General features: G+C 71.8%; 24 protein-coding genes. 13 read left to right on the top strand and 11 right to left on the bottom strand.

Annotation, left to right across the window (positions count from 1 at the left end; translation table 11 throughout):
* On the top strand, window positions 1–200 hold a 200-nt coding region (locus ABZW11_RS08420; RefSeq protein ID WP_355414072.1), incomplete at its 5' end, for a hypothetical protein.
* Window positions 201–253: 53 nt separating this feature from the next.
* Window positions 254–889, top strand: a complete 636-nt coding sequence (locus ABZW11_RS08425) for an AAA family ATPase (protein WP_355414074.1) — start codon at window positions 254–256, stop codon at window positions 887–889.
* On the opposite strand, the gene ABZW11_RS08430 is transcribed toward ABZW11_RS08425, so the two are convergent.
* From ABZW11_RS08430 to argG, 7 genes are all read right to left on the bottom strand, one after another.
* Complete coding sequence (locus tag ABZW11_RS08430; protein ID WP_355414076.1) at window positions 886–2,091, bottom strand: MFS transporter; 1,206 nt, start codon at window positions 2,089–2,091, stop codon at window positions 886–888. The genes ABZW11_RS08425 and ABZW11_RS08430 overlap by 4 nt on opposite strands.
* A 473-nt stretch (window positions 2,092–2,564) precedes the next feature.
* Window positions 2,565–3,821 carry an amidohydrolase gene (locus ABZW11_RS08435; RefSeq protein WP_355414078.1) on the bottom strand — a complete coding sequence of 419 codons (1,257 nt, stop codon included), beginning with the start codon at window positions 3,819–3,821 and terminating at the stop codon, window positions 2,565–2,567.
* Window positions 3,822–3,943: 122 nt separating this feature from the next.
* Complete coding sequence (locus ABZW11_RS08440; protein WP_355414080.1) at window positions 3,944–5,122, bottom strand: glycosyltransferase family 4 protein; 1,179 nt, start codon at window positions 5,120–5,122, stop codon at window positions 3,944–3,946.
* Window positions 5,119–5,991 (bottom strand): sulfotransferase, encoded by an 873-nt coding sequence (locus ABZW11_RS08445; protein ID WP_355414082.1) that lies wholly within the window; start codon window positions 5,989–5,991, stop codon window positions 5,119–5,121. Before ABZW11_RS08445 ends, ABZW11_RS08440 begins: the two co-directional genes overlap by 4 nt.
* 87 nt (window positions 5,992–6,078) lie before the next feature.
* Window positions 6,079–6,441 (bottom strand): ATP-binding protein, encoded by a 363-nt coding sequence (locus ABZW11_RS08450; RefSeq protein WP_355414084.1) that lies wholly within the window; start codon window positions 6,439–6,441, stop codon window positions 6,079–6,081.
* A gap of 152 nt (window positions 6,442–6,593) precedes the next feature.
* Window positions 6,594–7,403, bottom strand: coding sequence for an SAM-dependent methyltransferase (locus ABZW11_RS08455; RefSeq protein ID WP_355414086.1), 810 nt, complete (start codon window positions 7,401–7,403; stop codon window positions 6,594–6,596).
* Between the two features lie 323 nt (window positions 7,404–7,726).
* The gene (gene argG, locus ABZW11_RS08460) at window positions 7,727–9,196 is read right to left on the bottom strand and encodes an argininosuccinate synthase (RefSeq protein WP_355414088.1); all 1,470 of its coding nucleotides are present in this window, start codon (window positions 9,194–9,196) and stop codon (window positions 7,727–7,729) included.
* Window positions 9,197–9,467: 271 nt separating this feature from the next.
* On the opposite strand from argG, the gene ABZW11_RS08465 reads away from it, so the two are divergent.
* The 5 genes from ABZW11_RS08465 (at window position 9,468) to ABZW11_RS08485 (ending at window position 12,175) form a co-directional block, all read left to right on the top strand.
* Window positions 9,468–10,151, top strand: a complete 684-nt coding sequence (locus ABZW11_RS08465) for a TetR family transcriptional regulator (RefSeq protein ID WP_355414090.1) — start codon at window positions 9,468–9,470, stop codon at window positions 10,149–10,151.
* The gene (locus ABZW11_RS08470) at window positions 10,148–10,348 is read left to right on the top strand and encodes a ferredoxin (RefSeq protein ID WP_355414092.1); all 201 of its coding nucleotides are present in this window, start codon (window positions 10,148–10,150) and stop codon (window positions 10,346–10,348) included. The genes ABZW11_RS08465 and ABZW11_RS08470 overlap by 4 nt, the downstream gene beginning before the upstream one ends.
* A 265-nt stretch (window positions 10,349–10,613) precedes the next feature.
* Complete coding sequence (locus tag ABZW11_RS08475) at window positions 10,614–11,228, top strand: cytochrome P450 (protein ID WP_355414094.1); 615 nt, start codon at window positions 10,614–10,616, stop codon at window positions 11,226–11,228.
* An 89-nt stretch (window positions 11,229–11,317) separates the two neighbouring features.
* On the top strand, window positions 11,318–11,953 hold the full coding sequence (locus ABZW11_RS08480) for a nucleoside/nucleotide kinase family protein (protein ID WP_355414096.1): 636 nt from the start codon (window positions 11,318–11,320) through the stop codon (window positions 11,951–11,953).
* 75 nt (window positions 11,954–12,028) lie between these two features.
* Entirely contained in the window at window positions 12,029–12,175 is a 147-nt protein-coding gene (locus ABZW11_RS08485; protein ID WP_355414098.1) for a hypothetical protein, read from the top strand.
* Window positions 12,176–12,259: 84 nt separating this feature from the next.
* Here the strand turns inward: ABZW11_RS08485 and ABZW11_RS08490 are convergent, their stop codons facing one another.
* Window positions 12,260–12,682, bottom strand: a complete 423-nt coding sequence (locus tag ABZW11_RS08490) for a hypothetical protein (RefSeq protein WP_355414100.1) — start codon at window positions 12,680–12,682, stop codon at window positions 12,260–12,262.
* A gap of 220 nt (window positions 12,683–12,902) precedes the next feature.
* Between ABZW11_RS08490 and ABZW11_RS08495 the strand changes: the two genes are divergently transcribed.
* The gene (locus tag ABZW11_RS08495; RefSeq protein WP_355414102.1) at window positions 12,903–13,376 is read left to right on the top strand and encodes a hydrogenase/urease maturation nickel metallochaperone HypA; all 474 of its coding nucleotides are present in this window, start codon (window positions 12,903–12,905) and stop codon (window positions 13,374–13,376) included.
* Here ABZW11_RS08495 and ABZW11_RS08500 read toward each other — a convergent pair.
* The gene (locus ABZW11_RS08500) at window positions 13,364–14,656 is read right to left on the bottom strand and encodes an ArsB/NhaD family transporter (protein ID WP_355414104.1); all 1,293 of its coding nucleotides are present in this window, start codon (window positions 14,654–14,656) and stop codon (window positions 13,364–13,366) included. The two genes, ABZW11_RS08495 and ABZW11_RS08500, sit on opposite strands and share 13 nt — an antisense overlap.
* A 155-nt stretch (window positions 14,657–14,811) precedes the next feature.
* Here ABZW11_RS08500 and ABZW11_RS08505 point away from each other — a divergent pair, with 155 nt between their 5' ends.
* The 5 genes from ABZW11_RS08505 to ABZW11_RS08525 all read left to right on the top strand — a co-directional run bounded on the left by ABZW11_RS08505 (window position 14,812) and on the right by ABZW11_RS08525 (window position 19,373).
* Window positions 14,812–15,543, top strand: coding sequence for a class I SAM-dependent methyltransferase (locus ABZW11_RS08505; RefSeq protein ID WP_355414106.1), 732 nt, complete (start codon window positions 14,812–14,814; stop codon window positions 15,541–15,543).
* Window positions 15,544–15,662: 119 nt separating this feature from the next.
* A complete protein-coding gene (locus ABZW11_RS08510) occupies window positions 15,663–16,067 on the top strand; it encodes a hypothetical protein (protein WP_355414108.1) in 405 nt (134 codons plus the stop codon).
* 115 nt (window positions 16,068–16,182) lie between these two features.
* A complete protein-coding gene (secD, locus tag ABZW11_RS08515; RefSeq protein WP_355414109.1) occupies window positions 16,183–18,426 on the top strand; it encodes a protein translocase subunit SecD in 2,244 nt (747 codons plus the stop codon).
* Between the two features lie 71 nt (window positions 18,427–18,497).
* Window positions 18,498–18,881, top strand: coding sequence for a VOC family protein (locus ABZW11_RS08520; protein WP_355414111.1), 384 nt, complete (start codon window positions 18,498–18,500; stop codon window positions 18,879–18,881).
* 108 nt (window positions 18,882–18,989) lie between these two features.
* Window positions 18,990–19,373, top strand: a complete 384-nt coding sequence (locus tag ABZW11_RS08525; RefSeq protein ID WP_355414113.1) for a hypothetical protein — start codon at window positions 18,990–18,992, stop codon at window positions 19,371–19,373.
* On the opposite strand, the gene ABZW11_RS08530 is transcribed toward ABZW11_RS08525, so the two are convergent.
* Entirely contained in the window at window positions 19,370–21,460 is a 2,091-nt protein-coding gene (locus tag ABZW11_RS08530) for a SpoIIE family protein phosphatase (protein ID WP_355414115.1), read from the bottom strand. The two genes, ABZW11_RS08525 and ABZW11_RS08530, sit on opposite strands and share 4 nt — an antisense overlap.
* A gap of 148 nt (window positions 21,461–21,608) precedes the next feature.
* Window positions 21,609–22,229, bottom strand: coding sequence for a TetR/AcrR family transcriptional regulator (locus ABZW11_RS08535; RefSeq protein WP_355414117.1), 621 nt, complete (start codon window positions 22,227–22,229; stop codon window positions 21,609–21,611).
* Between the last annotated feature and the right edge of the window lie 85 nt (window positions 22,230–22,314).

The following is a 22,314-nucleotide window of genomic DNA, read 5'->3' on the forward strand; positions in this document are numbered from 1 at the left end:
ACATCCCCGAGCCGGGCATTCCTGAGTCGTTCAAGGTGCTCATCAAGGAGATGCAGTCGCTGTGCCTCAACGTCGAGGTGCTCTCCAGCGACGGCTCGTCCATCGAGATGCGCGACACCGACGAGGACGTCTTCCGCGCAGCGGAGGAGCTCGGTATCGACCTGTCCCGGCGTGAGCCGAGCAGCGTGGACGAGATCTGACCGCACACCCCGGGGTGGGCCGCCGCGCCCACCCCTGCGATCATGTGAGGACGATGCGTTACATCCTCACCGGCACTCCCGGGGCCGGGAAGACCACGATCCTGCGCGGCCTGGCCGCGCGCGGCCACGTCACCGTCGAGGAGGCGGCCACCGCGGTCATCGCGGCCGAGCAGGCCCGCGGCGACGCCGAGCCGTGGACCCGCCCCGCCTTCATCACCAAGGTCGCCGACCTGCAGCGCCGCAGACAGGAGCAGGCGGACGCGGCCCCATGGCCTTCCGGCGAGGGCTCGGGCGGCGCTCGGCGCGGGGCCGGAGGCGCCAGGGGCCTGGGCGGGGGCGCCGTGCGGTTCTTCGACCGGTCGCCCGTCTGCACCCACGCGCTCGCCGCGTACGTCGGCCACCCCGTGCCGCCCGCCCTGACCGCCGAGATCGAGCGGCTGGCCCGGGAAGGGGTCTACGACCGGCACGTCTTCTTCGTCCGCAACCTCGGCTTCTGCGAGCCGACCGACGCCCGCAGGATCACCTTCGAGGAGTCCCTGGAGTTCGAACGCCTCCACGAGGAGACCTACCGGGCGTTCGGCTACCACCTCATCGACGTGCCGGCCGGGCCGCCGGACGAGCGGATCGCCCTGGTCGAGGAGACCGTGTCGAGGCTGGCGGCCGGCACGGGCTGCCCCGCGTGTCCCTAGGGCGTCACGGGGACGGCCTGGCGTGCGGCGGGGGAGAGCCAGCTCAGCGCGAGCGCCGTCGTCGCGGCGGCCAGCGCGGTCAGGATCGGCAGGACGGCGGCGACCTCGTACAGGGCGGTGCCGAGCAGCGGGCCGACGATGAACGTGGTGCCGATCGTGGCGTTGACCAGCCCCGCCACCGAGGCGTGCTGGCCCGGCCCCGCCACCAGGGTCGGCGCGGCGGTGAAGCCCGGCGCCGCCAGCCCGAGCCCCAGCCCCAGCAGCACGAACGCGGCCACGATCAGCCAGAGCGTGTCCGCCACGGCGAGCAGCGCGAAGGACGCCGCCGTGAGCGGGGCGCCGGCCCGCATCAGCCGCAGCACCGGCCAGCGCAGCACCGGGATGAGCGCGCCCTGCACGGCCACGAGCACCAGCCCGGCCGCGACCAGCGTGACGCCCACCGCTCCCGCCGTCTCCTGCGGCCCCAGGTGGAGCCGGTCGGCCAGCAGGAAGCCGACGACCACCTGCACCAGGCCGAGCGACAGATAGAGGCAGAAGCCGATCGCGAGCAGCGGCCACATGCGCGCGTCCCACGGGCGCAGCCGCGCCACCGGCTGCTCGGGCGGGGGAGCGGGCGCCGCCGGCGGCCGTACGGTGACCAGCACCCACGCCGTGAGCAGCAGGCACACGACGGGCGCCAGGTAGAGCGGCAGCATGAGCGAGACCACGGCCAGCGCGCCGCCGCCGGCCGGGCCGAGCACCAGGGAGAGCCCCTGCGCCGCGCCGATCAGCCCGGTGGCCCGGGTGCGCTCGGCCTGCGTGGTGGTGCTCGCGGCGGCGACGGCGAGCGTGGCCACCGGCAGCGCGGCCAGGCCCGCGCCGAAGATCAGGCTGCGGGTCACCAGCAGCAGGCCGAACAGCACGGGGGAGGACAGGTGGCCGTCGAGCCCCACCGCGGCGACGACCCCGAACCCGGTCATGCCCGCCGTCGCCAGGCCGAGCCCGCACAGCAGCACCAGGCGTAACCCGAGCCGCCGCAGCGCCACACCCCACAGCGGGCTGGCGATGGTCAGGGACGTGGCGGCGGCGGTGACGACGAGCCCGAGCTGGGTCTCGGTCAGATGCAGCTCGCGGGAGAGCGGGGCGAGGACGGGGGTGAGGAGTTGCTGGGCCGAGAACACCACCAGGATGGTGACAAGTAACGGGATCAGGGCCTTGCGCACCAGATGTCCTTTCTTTGAAAGGTCAGGGACAGCGTACGTGTGCGCGGCAATAACGACAATCATTTCCCGATAAGGCGGGCGTCGCGAGCGCAGCTACATTTACCGATTTTTCAGGACATGTGGCTTTTCATTTAGCGCGAAAAATGGCCCTTCACGAGGGCTTGCGAGCCGCCCCGCAGCCGCGTCCGCCATCGGGCGCCTGACCCCCGAACACCCGGTATGACCAGGCATGATCGGCCAAGAGTCGCCGCCCGGTGTGACGGCTGCCCGGCCAAGAGCCGCCGCCCGGTGCGACCGCCGCCCGGTGCGACCGCCGCCCGGCCTGGCCGCCGCCCGGCCTCCGGGGCGTTGAATCCAGAAGTGGCCTGAGGTGGCAGTGCGGCCGATCTCGTCGTCCACGGTTTCCGTCAGTTGACGGGCTTGTGCTGGAGTCTGTGGTTGAAGACGGGAAAGTCCCTGATGCTCTTGGCAGTTCAGCTTGTCGAAGGGTCAGGGGCGAGCCAGGCGAGGGCCGCGACGACGGCCGCCTGCACGCCGGTGTCCAACGTGGGCCGGATCGGCGGGGCGAAGCGGGTGCTGTGGTTGCCGGGGACGTCGGCGGCGATCGTGTCGCGCCCGGCCGCCACCTCGTACGCGGCCGGATCCGCCCCGCCGAACCCCCAGTACGTGTACGGCACCCCGAACGCGTCAGGGATCTGGCTGAAGTCCTCGCTGGCCGTCTGCAGGTCGAGCGGCACCGCCCGGCCGTCGAAGCGGGCGGCGAAGGCGGCGGCGACCTTCGCGGTGGCCGCCTCGTCGTTCACCGTGGGCGGGAACATGCCGAAGTGGTCGATCTCCGGCGGCCGAGGGGCGTCGGACGCGGCGCTCTCCGCGCGGGCGATGCGGGTGACGGCGTCCTTGACGCGCCGCCGCACGTCCTCCCGGTACGTCCGCACGTTGATCTGGATCTCGGCCCGCTCCGGGATGTTGCCGGGATTCGTACCGGAATGGATGCTGCCGACCGTGAGCACCACCGGGGTCAGCGGGCTCACCTCCCGCGCGACGACCGTCTGCAGCCGCACCACCAGCATCGAGGCCAGCACCACCGGATCGACGCCCCGGTCGGGGGCGGAGGCGTGGGCCGAGCGGCCGTACAGGGTGACGCGGTAGTCGTCGGCGGCCGACAGCACCGCGCCGGGGCGGGTGAGCACCTGGCCGGCGGGATAGGGCAGCACGTGCTGGGCCAGGCACACCTCCGGCCTGGGCACGCGCTCGGTCAGCCCGTCCGCGAGCATCGCGCGGGCGCCGTCGCCGGTCTCCTCGGCCGGCTGGAACAGCGCGACGTGCGTGCCCCGCCAGGCGCCGCCGGCCTGTGACAGCAGCCGGGCCGCGCCCAGGAGGCAGGCCGTGTGCAGGTCGTGGCCGCAGGCGTGCATGAGCGGGCGGCCGCCGTCGTCGGTCGCGGTGCTCGCGTACGGGAGGCCGGTCTCCTCCTCGAGCGGCAGCGCGTCCAGCTCGGCGCGGGACAGCACGCACGGGCCCGCGCCGTTGCGCAGCACGCCCACGACGCCGGTGCCGCCGATGCCGCAGTGCACCTCGTAGCCCAGGGCACGCAGCTCGTCGGCCACCTTGGCGGCGGTGCGGTGTTCCTGGTGGCTGAGTTCCGGGTGGGCGTGCAGGTCACGGTAGAGCTCCTCCAGGCCGGGCCTGGCGGCGTCCAGACCGGCCAGCACCGTTTCGACGTTCCGCACACCGGGATGCTTTCCGCGGACGGCGCGTCAATGGCTATGGGCTCGCAAATGCTTCGGCAAGCCGCACACACCGGGCCGCAGAGACCGGCCGCAGGGACCGGCCGCACAGGGCGGCCGGTCATTCAGCGGGCCGCCCAGGCGGGGTCCGTGAGCGGGGCGCCCGCCGCCAGCGCGGCGAAGAGCTTCTCCCAGAGGGGCATGACGACCTCGGGCGTGTAGCCGTGGGCGGTCTCCGCCGCGGCGGCGCCCAGGCGGACGCGCAGGTCGCGGTCGCCCATGACGTGGCTGAGCGACCGGGCGAGCGCGTCGACGTCTCTGGGCGGCACCAGGATGCCGTCCTTGCCGGGGGTCAGCACGTCGGCGGGCCCGGTGGGGCAGTCGAAGGCGACGATCGGCAGGGCGTGGCCCATGGCCTCGATCATGGCCATCGGCAGGCCCTCGATGCGCGAGCTGAGCGCGTAGATCGACGACTTCGCCAGCTCGTCGTGGATGCGGTTGCTGCGTCCCATGAGCTTGATGCGGTCGCGCATGCCGCTCTCGTCGATGCGCTCCTGCAGCCGTTCCTTCGACGGTCCCGTGCCGAAGATGCGCAGCTTCCACCCCGGATGCTCGGCCGCCGCGGCCGCGAAGGCCGGAATGAGCATGTCGAAGCCCTTCTGCGGCACCAGCCGCCCCACCGCGATCACGATGGGGTTGCTCTGGTCGGTGTGCTTGCGCTGGTCCATGTGGACGGCATTGGGGATGCGGACCACAGGGGTGCCGGACAGCAGCTCCGTGTACTCGAGGCGGCTGGTCTCGGTGAGCACGGCGATGGCGTCGAAGCGGCCGTAGTGGCGGCCGATCTGCTCGCGTACGGCCTCGTGGTAGGAGGCCAGGTTCATGTGCTCCTGGGCCACCCGGATCACGCCGGCGTTGGCGCGCCGGGCGGCGATCAGGTTGAGCGCGGGGCGGGTGGTGACGAGGATGCCGTCGCGCAGCCCCGAGACGTAGTCGATGACCGCCCCCTCCACCCGCTCGGTGAAGTATTCGGCGGCGAACTCGCCGTACGGGACGATCTTGCCACGGGCGCGCCGCCACACCTTGCGGGCCAGCGAGTCGGCCGCGATGCCGTCGCGCTGGTCGACCAGCGTGGACAGCCGCACCCGCGGGTCGATGGCGAACTGCGGCTCGTCACGGCGGCGGACCACGCTGACGATCTCGACGTCGTGGCCCGCCTCGACCATGGCGTGCGCCTGGTTGACGACGGTGCGGATGGTGCCGCCCATGCCGTAGGCGTGCAGCAGCATGTAGCGGATCTTCACGAGAGGTACTCCCAGGTCCGGCACATGTCCTTGAGCACGCCGGGGATCTCGTCGGCGCCGGGCAGGTCGCGCCCGCGCTGCACGGTGCCCGACTGGATCTTGTCCTTCCAGTCGCCCAGCCCCTTGGTGACCACCTCGGGCTTGCCGTACGACAGGAGCTGCGGCGACCACGGCACCGACAGGAAGTCGCAGATGCCGCGCCCGATCTTCTCCGGCTCGGCTGTCAGCTCCTCGTAGCGCACGGTCAGGCCGGGCAGGGCCTTGCGGGCCCGTTGCACGGCCTTCATGTAGCGCAGGGCGTCGGCCGCCGCCTCGTCGCGGGTGCGTTTGCCCGGGCTGGCTTCGTACCAGGAGGCCGCGATGGAGGCGGGGTGGCGCAGCAGGAACACGAACCGCGCGTCCGGCCAGCAGGCCGCCAGCCGCTCGTACGCGAACGCGTTCGCCGGCGTCTTCTCCACGATGAACCGTTTGCCGCTGCGGACCAGCTCACGGTGGAGCACGCGGTCCCACAGCAGGTGTTCGAGATCGGCCCTGTTGTGCCCGAGGGCCTCCATGGCCTTCTCCGCCAGCGAGGTATCGAATTCCACGCGCAACCGGCGTACGTGCAGCTCATGGGGAGCGTGCAGGTCGGGGTGGGCGTTGAGCATCGCCCGCAGCAGCGTCGAGCCCGAGCGCACCGGCGAGATGATGAACACCGGCGCCTTGACGAGGCGGTCGGTCTCGGGATCGGCGGGCGGGCGGAACGGCGACTGCGGCCGTTTCTCCGGGGCGGGCTTGGGCGCCGCCACTTGCCCCGCATTACCTACTCGGTTGAGCTGGAATCCTGTGTACCTGGCCAGCGCTCCGTTGATTGTGCGCTGCCACTTCATGCCGAGCGAGGCTACCTGTCTTACCTGGGGATTGCCTGAAGGACCCTTGCAGTTTACCCGGCCGGCATGAGACATGGCGCACCGTGTTCACGGCGTGACGCAGAACCACACGACCTTGCCGTTGTCCGTGGCCGTCACGCCCCAGGCGTCGGCGATCGCCCCGACGATCTGCAGCCCCCGTCCCGAGATCGCGTCCATGTCCGCGGTCCGCGGGCGCGGCACGCCCCCGCCCGGGTCGAAGACCTCCCCGTAGACCTCGCCCGCACGCTCTTCCAGGCGCAGGGCGTAGGCGGAGCCCCCGTAGCGTACGGCGTTGGTGACCAGCTCGCTGACGATGAGCAGGCAGTCGTCGACGATGTGCGCGAGTCCCCACTCGGTCAGATCGGTCCTGATCAGCTCGCGGGCCCTGCCGACGCCCGACGGCACGGACGGCAGCAGGTATTCCACCATGTGAGCCGGTGGCGCTGACAAGGACCCCTGTTGGAGGGCCATACGCATCACATCTCTCGGTTTTGGGAGCGCTCCCAACTCCACGATAAACGCTCGCCCTCACTCTTGTGAATGCGCACCGGACAACTTTGCGAACGAGACGTGCCGTGCTTTCAGGGGATGCGGGCGACAGCGCCGTAGTTGCCGGACTTGCTGGGCTCCTCCTGGCAGGAGAGCTCCTCGCCCAGCGGCCGCCACTCCGGTACCCAGACCAGGCCAGGCGCCACCAGATCGAGTCCCTCTAACAGGGCCGCCACTTCCTCTTTCGAGCGTACGGCCAGGTGGGGGAGCGTCATCGCGAGCAGGTCGTCGATGGCGGGCAGCAACTCCGGTGGGACGCCGTCGAACGTGGTGTGCAGAAGGGTGAGAAAACTACCGGCGGGAGCCGTGTGGCGGAGTCGCTTGATGACATAGTGGGCATACTCCTCATCGTGCAGGCTGTAGGCCGACAGCAGGAGCACCGCCACCGGGCGGTCCCAGTCGATGAAGGTCCTGACCACGTGGTGGTTGAGCACCTCGTCGATCTCCCGCACGTCCCCCTCCACCACGCGCACCAGGTCGGTGAACGGCTCGATGGTGGCCTGCGCCAAGGTCACCACCATGGGGTTGCTCTCGACGTACAGGACTCTCGGGGCGGGCCCGCCCGGGTGCTTCGCCACATCGTGCAGATTCCGCCCGGCGGACAGCCCGCTCGGAATTCCGCTGCCGACGATCAGGAATTGATCCACTTCTTCCTGCACTGCCAGGTGACGGATCACCCGCGACAAGAACTCCAGCACCGCGTGGGCCGCGTTCGTCAGGGCCGGGGCGGCTTGGTCGAAATGGCGCACCGCGTCCTTGTCGACCAGGAAGTTGTTCTTCCCGCCGGCGGCCGCGTCGAAGATACGCGTGATCCTGGCCTGCGTGGTCTCCAACTTGGCCAAATTCCGGACAGCACGCTGGTGCATGAGCGTTGCCCCTTTCCCCTCGCCGCCGACCCTTATTCGCGGTAAGCGATCTTTGGACCTCACTCAGGACTCGAACCATATGTTCCAACAATTCCAGTCAATGACAACCCGATAGACCGGTTATCTTGGGAAATGTTTGTTACCAGAATCATCGTGGCAAGAAGCTCTGAGTGCGCCTCGGCAGGGCCGTACGACGGCTCCCGGTAGGGCGGCACCGGGTCTGAACAGGGCGAACTTCCCCTGGAGACGACGACGCCCCGCGTGCTCGCGGGCATGCGGGGCGGTCGATGCGGGTCGGATCAGTCCGTACCGGACTCCATGGCGGCGTGGTCGAGCAGTTCGTCGTCCTCGGGAACATCGGAGCGGGACGTGATCGACTCGCCGCGGGCCGCGATGGCCTCGGCGCCGCCCTCGTCGAGCGAGCCGATGAGGCCGCTGGCCGCCGCCTGCGGAGCGCCGAGGAGCGACTGGTGGGGGCTGCCCACCATGCCGAGCCCGGCGTACTGCTCCAGCTTGGCGCGGGAGTCGGCGATGTCGAGGTTGCGCATGGTGAGCTGGCCGATGCGGTCGAGCGGGCCGAACGCGGCGTCCTCGGTGCGCTCCATCGACAGCTTGTCGGGGTGGTAGCTGAAGGCGGGGCCGGTGGTGTCGAGGATCGTGTAGTCCTCGCCGCGCCGCAGCCGCAGCGTGACCTCGCCCGTGACGGCCATGCCGACCCAGCGCTGCAGCGACTCGCGCAGCATCAGCGCCTGCGGGTCGAGCCAGCGCCCCTCGTAGAGCAGCCGGCCCAGCTTGCGGCCCTCGATGTAGTAGCTGGCCAGGGTGTCCTCGTTGTGGATGGCGTTGACCAGCCGCTCGTAGGCGGCGTGCAGCAGCGCCATGCCGGGAGCCTCGTAGATGCCGCGGCTCTTGGCCTCGATGACGCGGTTCTCGATCTGGTCGGACATGCCGAGCCCGTGCCGCCCGCCGATGGCGTTGGCCTCCAGCACCAGGTCGACGGCCGAGGGGAACTCCTTGCCGTTGATGCTGACCGGACGCCCGCGCTCGAAGGCGATCGTGACGTCTTCGGCCGGGATCTCGACCTCAGGGTCCCAGAACCGCACGCCCATGATCGGCTCGACGATCTCGATGCCGGCGTCGAGGTGCTCGAGAGCCTTGGCCTCGTGGGTGGCGCCCCAGATGTTCGCGTCCGTCGAGTACGCCTTCTCGGTGCTCGCGCGGTAGGGCAGGTCGCGGGCGAGCAGCCACTCCGACATCTCCTTGCGCCCGCCCAGCTCGCTGACGAAGTCGGCGTCGAGCCACGGCTTGTAGATGCGCAGGGACGGGTTGGCGAGCAGGCCGTAGCGGTAGAACCGCTCGATGTCGTTGCCCTTGAAGGTGGAGCCGTCGCCCCAGATGAGCACTTCGTCGTCGAGCATGGCGCGCACCAGCAACGTGCCCGTGACGGCGCGGCCGAGCGGGGTGGTGTTGAAGTAGGTGCGGCCACCGGACCTGATGTGGAACGCCCCGCAGGCCAGCGCGGCCAGACCCTCCTCGACGAGGGCCTCCCGGCAGTCGACCAGGCGGGCGACCTCGGCGCCGTACTGCGTGGCACGCCCGGGCACCGACGCGATGTCGGGCTCGTCGTACTGGCCGATGTCGGCGGTGTAGGTGCAGGGCACCGCACCCTTCTCGCGCATCCACGCGACAGCCACGGAGGTGTCGAGGCCGCCGGAGAAGGCGATCCCGACGCGTTCGCCTACTGGGAGGGAGGTGAGCATCTTGGACACGAGTAGAAGTATATACACACGAATGCATGACCATTCAAAGCCGACCCCATGAAATGGCGTGATCGGGCGGAGAGTTGCCTGGTCAGCGGCAAGATGTCCGATTTGCCGCCAGGGTGTCATGATCGCCGCCGGCGGCGTCTCCGTCCGGTGGGGCGTCATGGTGGAGCAAAAGTTAAAGCAGTCGCTTGACTTACGCCCACCTGCTTGATTGGCTGGTAGCGCCCGAATTCGACAGGATCCAGTCAGGATCTGTCAGCGTGGGAGGTGGACCATGGCGACCAGGACGGCCAGGGTCAACGCCACCCGCGAGCAGATACTCACCGCCGCCGAGCGGCTCTTCGCCGAGCACGGCGTGTACGCCGTCTCCAACCGCCAGGTCAGCGTGGCCGCAGGCCAGGGCAACAACGCCGCCGTGGGCTACCACTTCGGCACCAAGGCCGACCTGGTACGCGCCATCGTGCGCAAGCACGCCGACCAGGTCGAACGGCAGCGACGCCGCCTCCTGGCCGAGGTCGAGGGCGCGGCAGAGGGCACGGCAGAGGGCACGGCCGAGGTGCGCGACTGGGTCGGCTGCCTCGTCCGCTCGCTCACCGAGCACCTGGCCGCACTCGGCACCCCCACCTGGTACGCCCGCTTCGCCGCCCAGGTCATGACCGACCCCGCGCTGCGCAAGATCATGCGGGACGAGGCGCTCACCTCGCCCGCCCTCATGCGTGTCCTGGAGGGCCTGCGCCGCTGCCTGCCCGAGCTGCCCTCCGACGTACGCGCCGAGCGCGACGAGATGGCCGGCCAGCTCCTCGTCCACATGTGCGCCCAGCGCGAGCGCGCGCTCGCCGAGGACCTGCCCACCCCGCGCTCCACCTGGCACGACGCCGCGACGGGCCTGATCGACGCGATCACCGCGATCTGGACCGCCCCGGTCACCAGGGACGTCAAGGAAGGAAGATCGTCATGAAGGTCACCGTGGACCGGGACAGATGCTGCGGCGCCGGGCAGTGCGTGCTGCTCGCGCCCGACGTGTTCGACCAGGGCGAGGACGACGGCATCGTGCTGCTGCTCGACGCGGAGCCGCCCGAGGGGCTGCACGCCGCCGTACGCGAGGCCGCGGCCGTCTGCCCCACAGGAGCCCTCGACGTGAGCGAGGACGCATGACCGGCACCGTGCACGAGACCGCAGGCCAGGAGCAGGTCCCGCAGTTCCCCGGCGTCAGGGCCGCGCGCTGCCCCTTCGACCCGCCGCCCGAGCTGCGGGTGCTGCAGGAGAGCGGGCCGCTGACGAAGGTGCGGCTCTGGGACGGCAGCACCCCCTGGTTCGTGACCCGGCACGCCACAACAGCAAGACGATCATCAAGCGGAGCGTCACGCCGGAGGACCGCGCCGTCGCCTTCGGCCGCCTGTACGAGTACCTCGACGGGCTCGTGGCAGAGAAGCTGGCCGACCCCGCCGACGACCTGCTGTCGAAGGTGGCCGCCCGCGTGCGGGACGGCGAGCTGACCCGGCAGGAGGCCGCGCAGATGGGCGTGCTGCTGCTCATCGCCGGCCACGAGACCACCGCCAACATGATCGCCCTCGGCACCCTCGCCCTGCTCCAGAACCCCGCCCAGCTCGCCCTGCTGCGCGACTCCGACGACCCCAAGCTGGTCGCGGGAGCGGCCGAGGAGCTGCTGCGCTACCTCAACATCACCCACAGCGGACGCCGCCGCGTGGCGCTGGAGGACGTGGAGATCGCGGGCCAGGTGATCCGCGCCGGCGAGGGCATCATCATGCCCAACGACATCGGCAACCGCGACCCCGACGTCTTCCCCGACCCCGACCGGCTGGACGTGCGGCGCGACGCCCGCCGGCACGTCGCCTTCGGCTTCGGCGTGCACCAGTGCCTCGGCCAGCCGCTGGCCAGGGTCGAGCTGCAGGTCGTGTACGGCACCCTCTACCGGCGCATCCCCACCCTCGCGGCGGCCGTGCCGATCGAGGAGATCCCGTTCAAGCACGACGGCCAGGTCTACGGCGTCTACGAGCTGCCCGTCACCTGGTAGCCGGGCCCCATGAACGCCGCATGATGAACGCCGCATGATGAACGCCGCATAATGAACTCGGTCATCCGGGCGGACGGGGGAGTGCGGTGATGGGCGAGGCGCTGGTCGAGCGGGTGCGCGGGCTGTGCGGCGGCGGGGAGCGGGTGATCGTCGGCATCGCCGGCTGCCCGGGCGCCGGCAAGTCGACGCTGGCCGCCTGGCTGGCCGGGGCCCTGACCGAGGCCGGGCTGCCCGCCGTCCACGTGCCCATGGACGGCTACCACCTCGCCGACGTCGAGCTCGACCGCCTCGGCCGCCGAGGGCGTAAGGGCGCCATCGACACCTTCGACGCCCACGGCTACCTGGCGCTGCTGCGGCGGGCCCGCACCGAGACCGGCTCCATCGTGTACGCGCCGTCCTTCGACCGCGACATCGAGCAGCCCGTCGCCGGGGCGATCCCCGTCCTGCCCGGCGCCCGCGTGGTCGTCAGCGAGGGCAACTACCTGCTGTCGCGCACCGGCCCGTGGCCCGCCGTCCGGGCCGCCATGACCGAGGTCTGGTACGCCGACCTCGACGACCGCATCCGGCTCGACCGGCTGACCAGGCGGCACGTCGAGTTCGGCAAGACGCCCGACGAGGCGGCCCGGTGGGTCGCCTCGGTGGACGAGCCCAACGCCGCCGCCATCCGCGCCACGCGTCACCTCGCCGACCTTCACATCGACATAGACGCCCTCACCCTGTCCTGACCGATTTCGCCGGATCCGCCCGGCCGGGTCAGCGTGCCGCATGACCGCAGGCGAGACGCACCGCGAGAGCGGTCGGTGCTGCGGGCCCACGCGGACTTCCGGCGGCTGTTCACCGGCAACACGATCTCCTTGCTCGGCTCCAGCGTGACCACCGTGGCGCTGCCGCTCACGGCGGTCGTGCACCTGGGGGCGTCGGCCACCGAGATGGCGGCGCTGGTCTGAAGGCGACGCCGGTCGTCAGCTCGTGCCTGATGCTGGCGGGCACCGCGATCGGGTTCGCCTCGCCCGTACGCCGCCTGGGCGAGGTCAATGGTGGGGAACCCCAGAGATGAGGAGATACCGGTACAGCTCGTACGCCACGAGCGCCAGCACCGGCAGCCCCGTCACGACCAATAACCGGCGCGGCAGCGGCGCGCGTACGGCGGGCCGCGGCACCGGCTCCACGGGCAGCGCCGGCACCCTGGCGGGCGGCAGCGGGTCGGCCGCCACCAGCTCGGGATGGCGGTCGAGGTAACCGGGCGGGAACGAGGTCAGCGACGACGACCCGCAGGCCGGGCAGCACGGCCCCGACCAGGGCGGCTGCACGGGCACCCCGTGCTTGAGCCAGACCCGGACGGTGCGGCCGCGGCCGTCGCCGAGGTGCCTGACGACGTAGCCCTCCTCCCAGACGTGCAGGCAGTGCAGGCACTCGAAGAGCCAGGACTCGCGGGTATCGAACCCGTCGCGCACGAGGAACCACCCCCGAAGCTTCAGCGTTCGCCTTGAGTGTGCGCCGGGGGCCACGTCCTCCTTCAAGGCGGGGTTGCGACACTTTGCGCTACACAATGGTCACCGTTTGTCGGGTTCCGTGGTCAAGTGTTCCCTCGACCAGTCGCGTTTGTGCAGGTCAGCCATGCGGTATGGGCGCTTCTGAAAGCGGCCGGACGGCCGGCACAGGAGGAGGGGACGGATGCGGGGGTACGAGAGCGGGCTCTGCGCGGAATTCGTCGAGGTGATCCACCGCCAGGCGGCGGGGCGGCGGGTGTCCGCGGTGCGCGTACGCGTCGGGGCCAGGCACGCGGTGGCCGTCGAGACGTTCAGGCAGGCCTTCTGCCGGGCCGCCCGCGGCACGGCCGCGCAGGACGCGGCGGTCCACCTGGTCGTCTCCCCGGCGACGATCGACTGCGACGGCTGCGGCCGGCGTACGGAGTCGATGGATCCGCCGCTCAGGACGCCCGCCCGCGTCCAGGCGGCGGCCGGCGCGGCCGGACCCGTGCCCGGCCCCTCTCTGGACGAGCTCGACGAGCTCGACGAGCTGGATGAGCCGGACGGGGCATACGTGTGCCCGCGCTGCGCGGGCGACCGCGTGACCGTCAGCGGCGGTGACGAACTGGCGCTGGAGGCCGTCTGGTTCCGTACTCAGGCGAGCACTCAGACCAGGTAACGCAGCCACAGGTACGGCGCACACAGGGCGACCGTGACCACGGTGACGACCAGGCCGTACCGGGTGAACTGCCAGAAGCTGATCGGGGTGCCGTTGCGGGCGGCGATGCCGAGCACCACCACGTTGGCCGCCGCCCCGACGGCCGTGGCGTTGCCGCCCAGGTCGGCGCCGAACGCCAGCGCCCACCACAGCACCTGCGCGTGCTCGTTGCCGCCGCCCGCCTGGACGAGGTCGGCCACGATAGGGCTCATGGTGGCGACGTACGGGATGTTGTCCACGATCGCCGACAGCACGCCCGACGCGCCGAGCAGCACCATCGTGGTCAGCCCGAGCCGCCCCTGCGTCGCGTCGGCCGCGGCCTGCGACACCTGCTCGATCACGCCCGTGTGCACCAGCGCCCCGACCATCACGAACAGCCCGGCGAAGAACACCAGCGTCGGCCACTCCACCTCGCGGATCGCCTCGGACGTGGTGATCCTGGTGGCCGCCACCAGCACGCCGGCGCCCAGCACCGCCACCACGGACGGCTCGTAGTGCAGCACGGGATGCAGCACGAACGCCACCATGACCAGCGCCAGCACGGCCAGCGACTGCCACAGCAGCCGCCGGTCGGCGATCGCCTCGCGCTCGTCGAGCGCCATGACCTCGGCCGCGCGCTCCGGGTCGTAGATGAAGGACTTGCGGAACAGGAACCGGCACATCCCGATGAAGACGACCATCAGGACGACCACCATCGGCGCCATGTGCACGAGGAAGTCGTTGAAGCTCAGCCCGCCGCGGCTGGCGATGATGATGTTGGGCGGGTCGCCGACCAGCGTGGCCGCGCCGCCGATGTTCGACGCCATCGCCTCCGCGATCAGGAACGGCACCGCGTTGAGCGCCAGCCGCTCGCACACCAGGAACGTCACCGGCGCGATCAGCAGCACGGTCGTCACGTTGTCCAGCAGCGCCGAGGCCAGCGCGGTGATGACCACGAGCAGGACCATCAGCCGGTACGGCCGGCCCTTCGCCCGTTTGGCCGCCCAGATCGCGAGATATTCGAAGACCCCGGTCTGTTTCAGCACGCCGACGATGACCATCATCCCGAGCAGCAGGAAGACGACGTTCCAGTCGATGCCGGTCTCTTCCGAGAAGAACGCCGCCTGCGCGTCGGTGGCGTGGATCAGCAGCATGACCCCGGCCCCGCCGAGCGCCGCGGCCACGCGGTGCACCTTCTCGCTGGCGATCAGCGCGTACGCGAACAGGAACACCGCCACCGCGGCCCACGCGATGAACGTCACGAGCAGGCCTGCGGGCGGAGCGTGCTGGGCATGCGGCGGGTGCCTCCTCAAGGAACGACGACGACCATCGCCGACCAGACTTCCCGGCACACCTGTCACCAACGTATCAAGCCGCGCCGAACACCACACCATCAGGAGCGGCGTAGCGTGATCGCATGGCCGACGCACATTTCGAGCGCCCCCGTCTCGCCGCCGTCTACGATCCCCTCGACCCCGATCGCAGCGACCTCGACGCCTATGCCGCCGTCGCCACCGAGCTGAGGGCGCGCCGGGTGCTCGACGTCGGGTGCGGGACGGGCACGTTCGCGCTGCTGCTGGCCGGGCGCGGGCTCGACGTGACCGGCGTCGATCCCGCGGCGGCCTCGCTCGACGTGGCGCGGGCCAAGCCGGGCGCCGATCGGGTGCGCTGGATCCACGGCGACGCGACGGCCGTGCCGCCGATGTCGGCCGACCTGGCCACCATGACCGCGAACGTCGCCCAGGCGATCGCCGAGCCCACCGGCTGGTCGGCCACCCTCGACGCCGTGCACGCGGCCCTGCGGCCCGGCGGGCACCTGGTGTTCGAGACCCGCGACCCGGCCAGGCGGGCGTGGCTCGGCTGGAACCGGGAGGAGACGTACGTGCGGGCCGACGTCCCCGGGGTGGGCGTGGTGGAGCACTGGGTGGATTTGCTCGACGTCAGCGGGCCGCTGGTGACCTTCCGCGGCACGTACGTGTTCGCCTCCGACGGCCAGGTCCTGACCTCGGACTCCACGCTGCGCTTCCGCGAACGCGGCGAGGTCGCGGCCGACCTCGCCGCCCACGGCTACACGCTCAAGGACGTCAGGGACGCCCCCGACCGCCCAGGCCGCGAGTTCGTCTTCCTCGCCGAACGCCCCGCCACCTGACCACCCCCCGACCGGTCAGGGGGCCTCCCCCTTCACCCCTTGCCCGCCTGATCCCTGCGCGGCGCGGTGCCGGGCGGGCCTGGGGCGGCTAGGGTGAGGCGCGAAGGGAGGGGAGCGTCATGCGTACTCGGCTGTCTGCCGCGCTGCTCCTTCTCCTGTCCTGGTTCCTGCCGCCCGCCGCCCACGCACAGGCCGTCCACGCACAGGCCGTCCACGCACAGGCCGCCCAGCAGCTCGCCGCCCACGCGGCCGTTGAGGCGGCTGCCCATGCGGCTCCTGGGCGGGCCGAGCAGGAGGACCACGCGGTGTTGCGGCAGGTGCCGCAGCTGCCGCCGGTCGTGCGGGTCTGGTCGCCGTTCTGGGCCGGCGGCGCGGTGCCGGGCGGGGTCGCCCCGCCGCAGCCCGAGCAGGGCGGATCCGGGGGCTCGTGGGCGGTCGTCGTCCCGCGGGCCGCCTGCGGCGCTCCGGCGGGATGCCGGCCACCAGCGACGCCGCCTCGCGCGCCGCCCTCCACAGGGCACTGACGACGTCCCTCTCATAACGACCCGCCCCCGCACGTCGCTCCCGCGATGCGCGTGACCCTCCCTGCCCGCCGGACAGGCGTGGGCGGAGGGCGGGGCAAGCCCTGTGGAGGCTCCCATGAAACGTGCGCCGCTCTGGCGTGCGCTGGCGGCCTGTGCCGTCATCGCGATCTCAGTGATCGTCAGTTTCTCCGCCACGCCGCGTCTAGGACTGGACCTGCGTGGCGGCACCCAGCTCGTCTTCGAGACCAAGGACTCGCCCACGGTCAAGGCCGACGCCGCCGCCACCGACCGGGCGATCACCGTGCTGCGTCAGCGGGCCGACGCGCTCGGCGTGGTCGATCCCACCCTGGTCCGCTCAGGCGAGAAGCGGATCATCGTCGAGCTGCCGGGCGTGCTCGACCCCCGGCAGGCCGCCGAGGTGATCGGGCGTACCGCGCAGCTCACCTTCCACGCCGTGCTCGGCACGGCAGAGGAGGGCGACAAGTCGGCCGTACGCGATGAGAGCGGCGCGCCGCTCAAGATCGGTCCCGCGGTCATCACCGGCGACGGCGTCACCGACGCCGCCGAGCGCAGTGACCCCCAGCGTGGCCCAGGCTGGTGGGTCAGCATCGACTTCCGCGACGGCGCGGCGTGGGCGAAGCTCACCGGCGAGGCCGCCTGTCACCCGTACGGCGACCCGAAGCGCCGCGTCGCCATCGTGCTCGACAAGGAGGTCATCTCCTCTCCGTCGGTCGACCCGTCCGTGGCCTGCCGCGTCGGCATCCCCGGCGGCAGCACCGACATCACCGGGTCGTTCACCCACGAGGAGGCCCGCGACCTGGCCGTGCTGATCAAGGGCGGTGCGCTGCCCGTGCCGCTCGACCTGGTGGAGCAGCGCACGGTCGGCCCGACGCTCGGCGAGGCCGCCATCAAGGCCAGCGCCGAGGCCGCGGTGACCGGGCTGCTGCTGACCGCCGTCTTCATCGTGGCCGTCTATCGCCTGTCCGGCCTGCTGTCCACGATCGCCCTGCTCTGCTACGGCCTCATCTCGTACGCCGCGCTCGTCGCGATGGGCGCCACCTTCACCCTGCCGGGCCTGGCCGGGTTCGTGCTGGCCATCGGCATGGCCATCGACGCCAACGTGCTCGTCTTCGAACGGGCCAGAGAGGAGTACCAGCAGGCGCAGAAGAGAGGGTTGCGCGCGGCCCTCGTCCGCGGTTTCAGGAACGCGTGGAGCGCGATCGCCGACTCCAACATCACGACCCTGATCGCGGCCGGGCTGCTGTTCTGGCTCGCGTCGGGCCCGGTCAAGGGGTTCGGCGTGACGCTGGGCGTCGGCGTGATCGCCTCGCTCGTGTCGGCCATGGTCATCACCCGGGTGCTCACCGAGGCCGTCATGAACAGGGCAGGGCCGCGCGTGTCGGGGCTCGGCTCGCCCGGAACCGTCAGGACGTGGCTCAACCGCAGGAACCCGCAGCTCATGCGGGGCCGCAAGCTGTGGCTGGCGATGGCCGGCGTGCTTGCGGCGGCGGCCGTCGCCGGGCTGGCCGTACGCGGCCTGAACTTCGGCGTCGAGTTCACCGGCGGCCGGCTCGTCGAGTTCGGCACGTCCAGGCCGGTGTCCGCCGAGGCGGCTGGGCAGGCCGTCGCGCGGGCCGGATTCCCCAGCGCCGTGGTGCAGACCGGCGACGACGGCGTCACCGTACGCGCCGCGCGGCTCGGCCTGGAGGAGACGGCCAGGATCGAGCAGGAGCTGAAGGCCGAGGCCGGCGAGGTGACCAAGCGGCGCGAGGAGTTCATCGGCCCCAGCCTGGGCGAGGAGCTGCGCCGCAACGCGCTCATCGCGCTCGGCGTGGCCGTCGCCATGCAGCTGGCCTACCTCGCCTTCCGCTTCCGCTGGACCTTCGGCGCGGCGGCCGTGACCGCCCTGATCGTGGACGTCGTGCTGGTGAGCGGGATGTTCGCCTGGCTGGGCAAGCCGATCGACGGCGTGTTCCTGGCCGCGATGCTGACCATCGTGGGCTACTCGGTCAACGACAAGGTGGTGGTGTTCGACCGGGTCAGGGAGCTGTGGGCGATCCGGCGCAAGGAGCCGTTCGCCTCGTCGGTGAACGGGGCGATCCTGCAGACCCTGCCGCGTACCGTCAACACCGGGCTCGGCGCGCTGTTCATCCTGGTCGCGCTCATGGCGTTCGGCGGCGACTCGCTGCGGGACTTCGCGATCGCGCTGGTGACGGGCATCGTGGTGGGCACGCTGTCGTCCGGCTTCGTGGCCGGTCCTGTGGCCATCCTGCTGTCCCGCTTCGACCGCAAGCCGCCGCCCGCGCCGCCCGCACCCAAGGTCAAGCGTGAGCGCCGGGGCACGGGAGCCGTCGTGTGACGCCCCGGGGGGCGGGGAGCCCGGTCTCCCCGCCCCCGCATCTCGGGCGCCTCGCGGGGAACACGTCCGGAATGGAGGTGCTGAGCAGCCGCGTGCTGCTGCGTCCAGGTGACCTTGAGCGCAGCCGCCGCTTCTACGCCGAGATCCTCGGCCTGGCCGTCTACCGCGAGTTCGGGCCCCCCGACCATCCCGGCACGGTGTTCTTCCTCGGCGGAGGCTTCCTGGAGCTCTCAGGCCAGGGTGCGCCGGACGGCTCGGCGCACACCCTGTGGCTCCAGGTACGCGACGTCGCCCACGAGGAGCGGCGGCTCAGGCAGGCGGGCGTCACCGTGCTGCGCGAGGCGCGCATGGAGCCGTGGGGCCTGGTCGAGCTGTGGATCGCCGACCCCGACGGGCACAGCGTCGTGCTGGTCGAGATCCCCGGCGACCACCCCCTGCGCCGCGACACCCGCTGAGCCCCGGGACCGGTCCCGGGCCGGGCATCGCATACTGGGGCGGCTGACGGAAGGCGTCCCCTTCCGTACGATCCGGTAAGCGATCAGCAGCGGAGAGCTAGGAGAGTCATGCCCGCCACGATCACCACCGCCCTGGCGGTGGCCGCGTCCCTCGCGCTCGCCCCCGCCGTCACGACGGCCCCCGCCACCGTGGCCCACACCACCGTGGCCCACGCCGCGGCGAAGAAGCCGAACCTGCGGGCCTGCTACGACGGCAAGTGCAACCTCACCCTCACCAAGTCCGTCTCGTTCCGGGTCAGCTCCCGGTACGGCATCACCCGCCTGGCCATCTCCTTCTCCTCCACCAGGGTCCACGTCAAGGGCACGGGCCCGGGGGTGACCTCGCAGGCCTGGCTCGGCAAGGGCACGTCGGGGTCGGTCAACAACATCGGCGTCAAGGTGGTCTCGCTGTCCTCGGGCAAGGCCGTGCTGCGGCTGGCGCCCCGCCGCTAACCGGGCTGCCAGGAGTTGCGCAGGAGCAGCACGGCGATGTCGTCGGGACGCTGCTCGATCGCGGCCGGATCGGTGAGCGCGTCGGCCAGGCCGTGCAGGGGCAGGCCGGGCTCGGGGCGGAAGCGGGCGGCCAGGGCGGCCATGGAGTCCCCCAGGTCGATGCCGGGCTCCTCGATGAGCCCGTCGGTGTAGAGGAGCAGCACCGAGCCGGGCGGCATCGGCAGGGGCGTGGTCGCGTACGTGGCCTCGGGGTCCACGCCGAGCAGCGGGCCAGGCGTGGTGCCGACGACCTCGCCGGGGCCGTCGGGCCGGCCCAGCACAGGGGGCGGGTGCCCGGCGCTGGCCAGGTGCACGGTGTGCCCGCCGAGGTCCAGGCAGACGTACAGGCAACTGGTGAACCGGTCGGGGCTCAGCTCGGTGAGCAGCCTGTTGGTGTGCGCGAGCACCTCGCCGGGGTCGGCGCCGGCCGTGGCGTGGGCGCGTACGGCGGTGCGCACCTGCCCCATGAGCGCGGCGGCGGTCACGTCGTGGCCCTGCACGTCGCCGATGACGGCGGCGGCCATGTCGTCGCCGAGCCTGATCAGGTCGTAGAAGTCGCCGCCGATGTCCATGCCGGGGGTGGCGGGGACGTACCGGGCGGCCACCTCCAGGCCGGTCATCCGGGGCAGGGTGTGCGGCAGCAGCCGCGCCTGGAGACACTGCGCGAGCTGGTGCTTGACGTCGTAGAGCCGGGCCCGCTCGAACGCCTGCGCGATCAGCCCGGCCAGCGCGGTCAGCGTGGCGCGCTCGTCGGTGCCGAAGGAGTGCGGGCGGTCGTAGGCGAGGACGCAGGAGCCGATGGGCCGGCCCGAGGTGATCAGCGGCAGGAACGCCCACGCGCACATGCCGTCGGAGCGCAGCGCGTCGGGATAGGCCTCGTGCAACTCCTCCCACGTCGAGAAGAAGCCGGGGCGGTCGCGTCCCGACGGCGTGGGCCCGATGTCCGGGCGGCCGTCGAACTCCACCACCGCCCGCCTGCTGAAGCCGCGCGACGCGGCCACCCGCTTCCTGCCGCCCACGGAGGTGAGGATGGCCAGCGCCTGCACGTCGTAGACGGGCATGACGTGGTCGGCGACCAGGTCGATGACCTCCTGCGCGGTCACCGCGCGGGCCAGCGCGGCGGCGAGCCGCAGCATCTCGTGCACGGCGATGACGCGCGGCGGCCGGCCGCCGGAGGCGTGCACGTCCATGGCGGCCGTGATGCGCAGGGTGACGCCCGAGGGGCCTGGGAACATGCGGAACGACAGGGCGCGCCCGCCGGGTGCGCGGGTGGTGACGTCGGTGATCTCGTGGCCGACGATGGCAGCGCGGTAGGCGTCCTGGAACGTGGGGTCGCGCAGCCACGGGAGCGCGTCCCACAGGCGTTCGCCGATCAGGTCGGCCGGTGAGCGGCCGAACAGGTCGGCGGCCGGCGCGCTGAGGAGGGTCACGTGTCCGTCGGTGTTGAGCGCGCAGTGGCCCTCGGGCAGGCGGTTGAGGCAGTCGAGGGCGACGAGGCGCGGGTCGGCCTGGTCCGGCGGTCGCGGGGGCAGGATGCGGGGCAGCGGGCCCGCGGTGACCGGCCGGCCCGCCCTCAGCGAACCGTTGATCAAGCGGCCGATCTCGTCACAGGCCCGCTCGATGATCTCGCGTCGATGCCCGGAGAGCTCGCGGATGCGGCCGGCGGGCCACAGCATCATGATCCCGCCGCAGACCCGGCCGTCGGCGCAGACGGGGGACAGGGCGGCGGCGAAGTGGTACGGCAGGGTCAGCGCGGCCTCGGGGTACTCGCGGGCCAGCTGCTCGCGGCCGGTGATCCAGATCAGCCGCTGCTCGCGTACGGCGACGGCGATGGGGATGGGATCGCCGGTGCGCACCCTGGACCAGGCGCGGGCGATCGGGGCGGGCAGGCCGGTCACGGCGGCCATCTGGAGGACCTGGCCGCCCTCGTCCAGCAGGTACGCGGCGCCGATGTGGGCGCCGGCTCCGGTGACGGCCTCGGTCAGCAGCCCGTCGAGGCGAGACGACTCGTTCGTCGCGCCGCGCCTGTGACCGTGCTCTTCGAGCACGTGCTCAGCACACCTCGCTCACGGTACGTGACCATGGCCCCCAGAAGAAATTTCGCATAAGGGCAGAATACGCTCAGCAGAGGAAACAATCCGTCACGTTCCGCTAATCTCCCTCTCCGCCGAGCCCGCCGAGCTGGTGGAGGGCGCGCTAGGCGTCCGGGAAGCGGAGGCCGCGGGCCAGGAGCCGGTGGAGGTGGGCGCGGAAGCGGGCCAGCTGGTCCGGGTCGTCGGCGCCGCGGCGCACGCCCGTGCCGTCGAGGACGCCGCTCAGCACGAAGCCGTGGATGCACCAGATCACCGTGTACGTCGTGTGCAGCGCATCGGCCCCGGCCGGCTCGGCCAGCTCGGCCATGGCGTTGACGACGTGCTGGGTCAGCGGCTGCGCGCTCTTGATCTCCAGGTCGACCACGTCGCTGGCGTCGGACAGCCAGCGGTGCATCCACAGCGCGGGGATCTCCGGGTGGGCCACGCACCCGTCCAGGTAGGCGTCGATGAAGTGGCGCAGCGCCTCGCTCCGCCGCTCGGGCGGCGCCGCCAGCAGCTCGTCGGCCCGCTCCTTGATGACCGCCGCCAGGAGGTCGCGGGCCCGCCGCATGACCTCGATGTACAGCTCCCGCTTGGCCGGGAAGTGCGCGGCGACCTCCGCCGGGTCGAGGCCCGCCGCCTCGGCGATCTGCGCGGTGGAGGTGACGTCGTAGCCGAGCGCGGCGAACAGGCGGGTCGCCGTTCGCAGGATCAGCTCCCGGCGCTCGCCCTCAGGAGAGTCCATGAACGCGACCCTAGGCGCGAGGAGCGGCCATGACCACGAGGTGATCGGCAAGCGCCGGTAAAAGCCCACCCGGCCCAGCGGAAGG

The sequence above is a fragment of the Nonomuraea sp. NPDC004580 genome (genome assembly GCF_040609855.1).
Taxonomy (GTDB): domain Bacteria; phylum Actinomycetota; class Actinomycetes; order Streptosporangiales; family Streptosporangiaceae; genus Nonomuraea; species Nonomuraea salmonea.

Coding starts and splice junctions, on each gene's coding strand:
- ABZW11_RS08525 (WP_355414113.1), top strand. CDS start 18,990: ATGCCCGCCACGATCACCACCGCCCTGGCGGTGGCCGCGTCCCTCGCG.
- ABZW11_RS08520 (WP_355414111.1), top strand. CDS start 18,498: ATGGAGGTGCTGAGCAGCCGCGTGCTGCTGCGTCCAGGTGACCTTGAG.
- ABZW11_RS08445 (WP_355414082.1), bottom strand. CDS start 5,991: ATGAAGTGGCAGCGCACAATCAACGGAGCGCTGGCCAGGTACACAGGA.
- ABZW11_RS08470 (WP_355414092.1), top strand. CDS start 10,148: ATGAAGGTCACCGTGGACCGGGACAGATGCTGCGGCGCCGGGCAGTGC.
- secD (WP_355414109.1), top strand. CDS start 16,183: ATGAAACGTGCGCCGCTCTGGCGTGCGCTGGCGGCCTGTGCCGTCATC.
- ABZW11_RS08535 (WP_355414117.1), bottom strand. CDS start 22,229: ATGGACTCTCCTGAGGGCGAGCGCCGGGAGCTGATCCTGCGAACGGCG.
- ABZW11_RS08465 (WP_355414090.1), top strand. CDS start 9,468: ATGGCGACCAGGACGGCCAGGGTCAACGCCACCCGCGAGCAGATACTC.
- ABZW11_RS08425 (WP_355414074.1), top strand. CDS start 254: ATGCGTTACATCCTCACCGGCACTCCCGGGGCCGGGAAGACCACGATC.
- ABZW11_RS08480 (WP_355414096.1), top strand. CDS start 11,318: ATGGGCGAGGCGCTGGTCGAGCGGGTGCGCGGGCTGTGCGGCGGCGGG.
- ABZW11_RS08505 (WP_355414106.1), top strand. CDS start 14,812: ATGGCCGACGCACATTTCGAGCGCCCCCGTCTCGCCGCCGTCTACGAT.
- ABZW11_RS08510 (WP_355414108.1), top strand. CDS start 15,663: ATGCGTACTCGGCTGTCTGCCGCGCTGCTCCTTCTCCTGTCCTGGTTC.
- ABZW11_RS08450 (WP_355414084.1), bottom strand. CDS start 6,441: ATGGTGGAATACCTGCTGCCGTCCGTGCCGTCGGGCGTCGGCAGGGCC.
- ABZW11_RS08495 (WP_355414102.1), top strand. CDS start 12,903: ATGCGGGGGTACGAGAGCGGGCTCTGCGCGGAATTCGTCGAGGTGATC.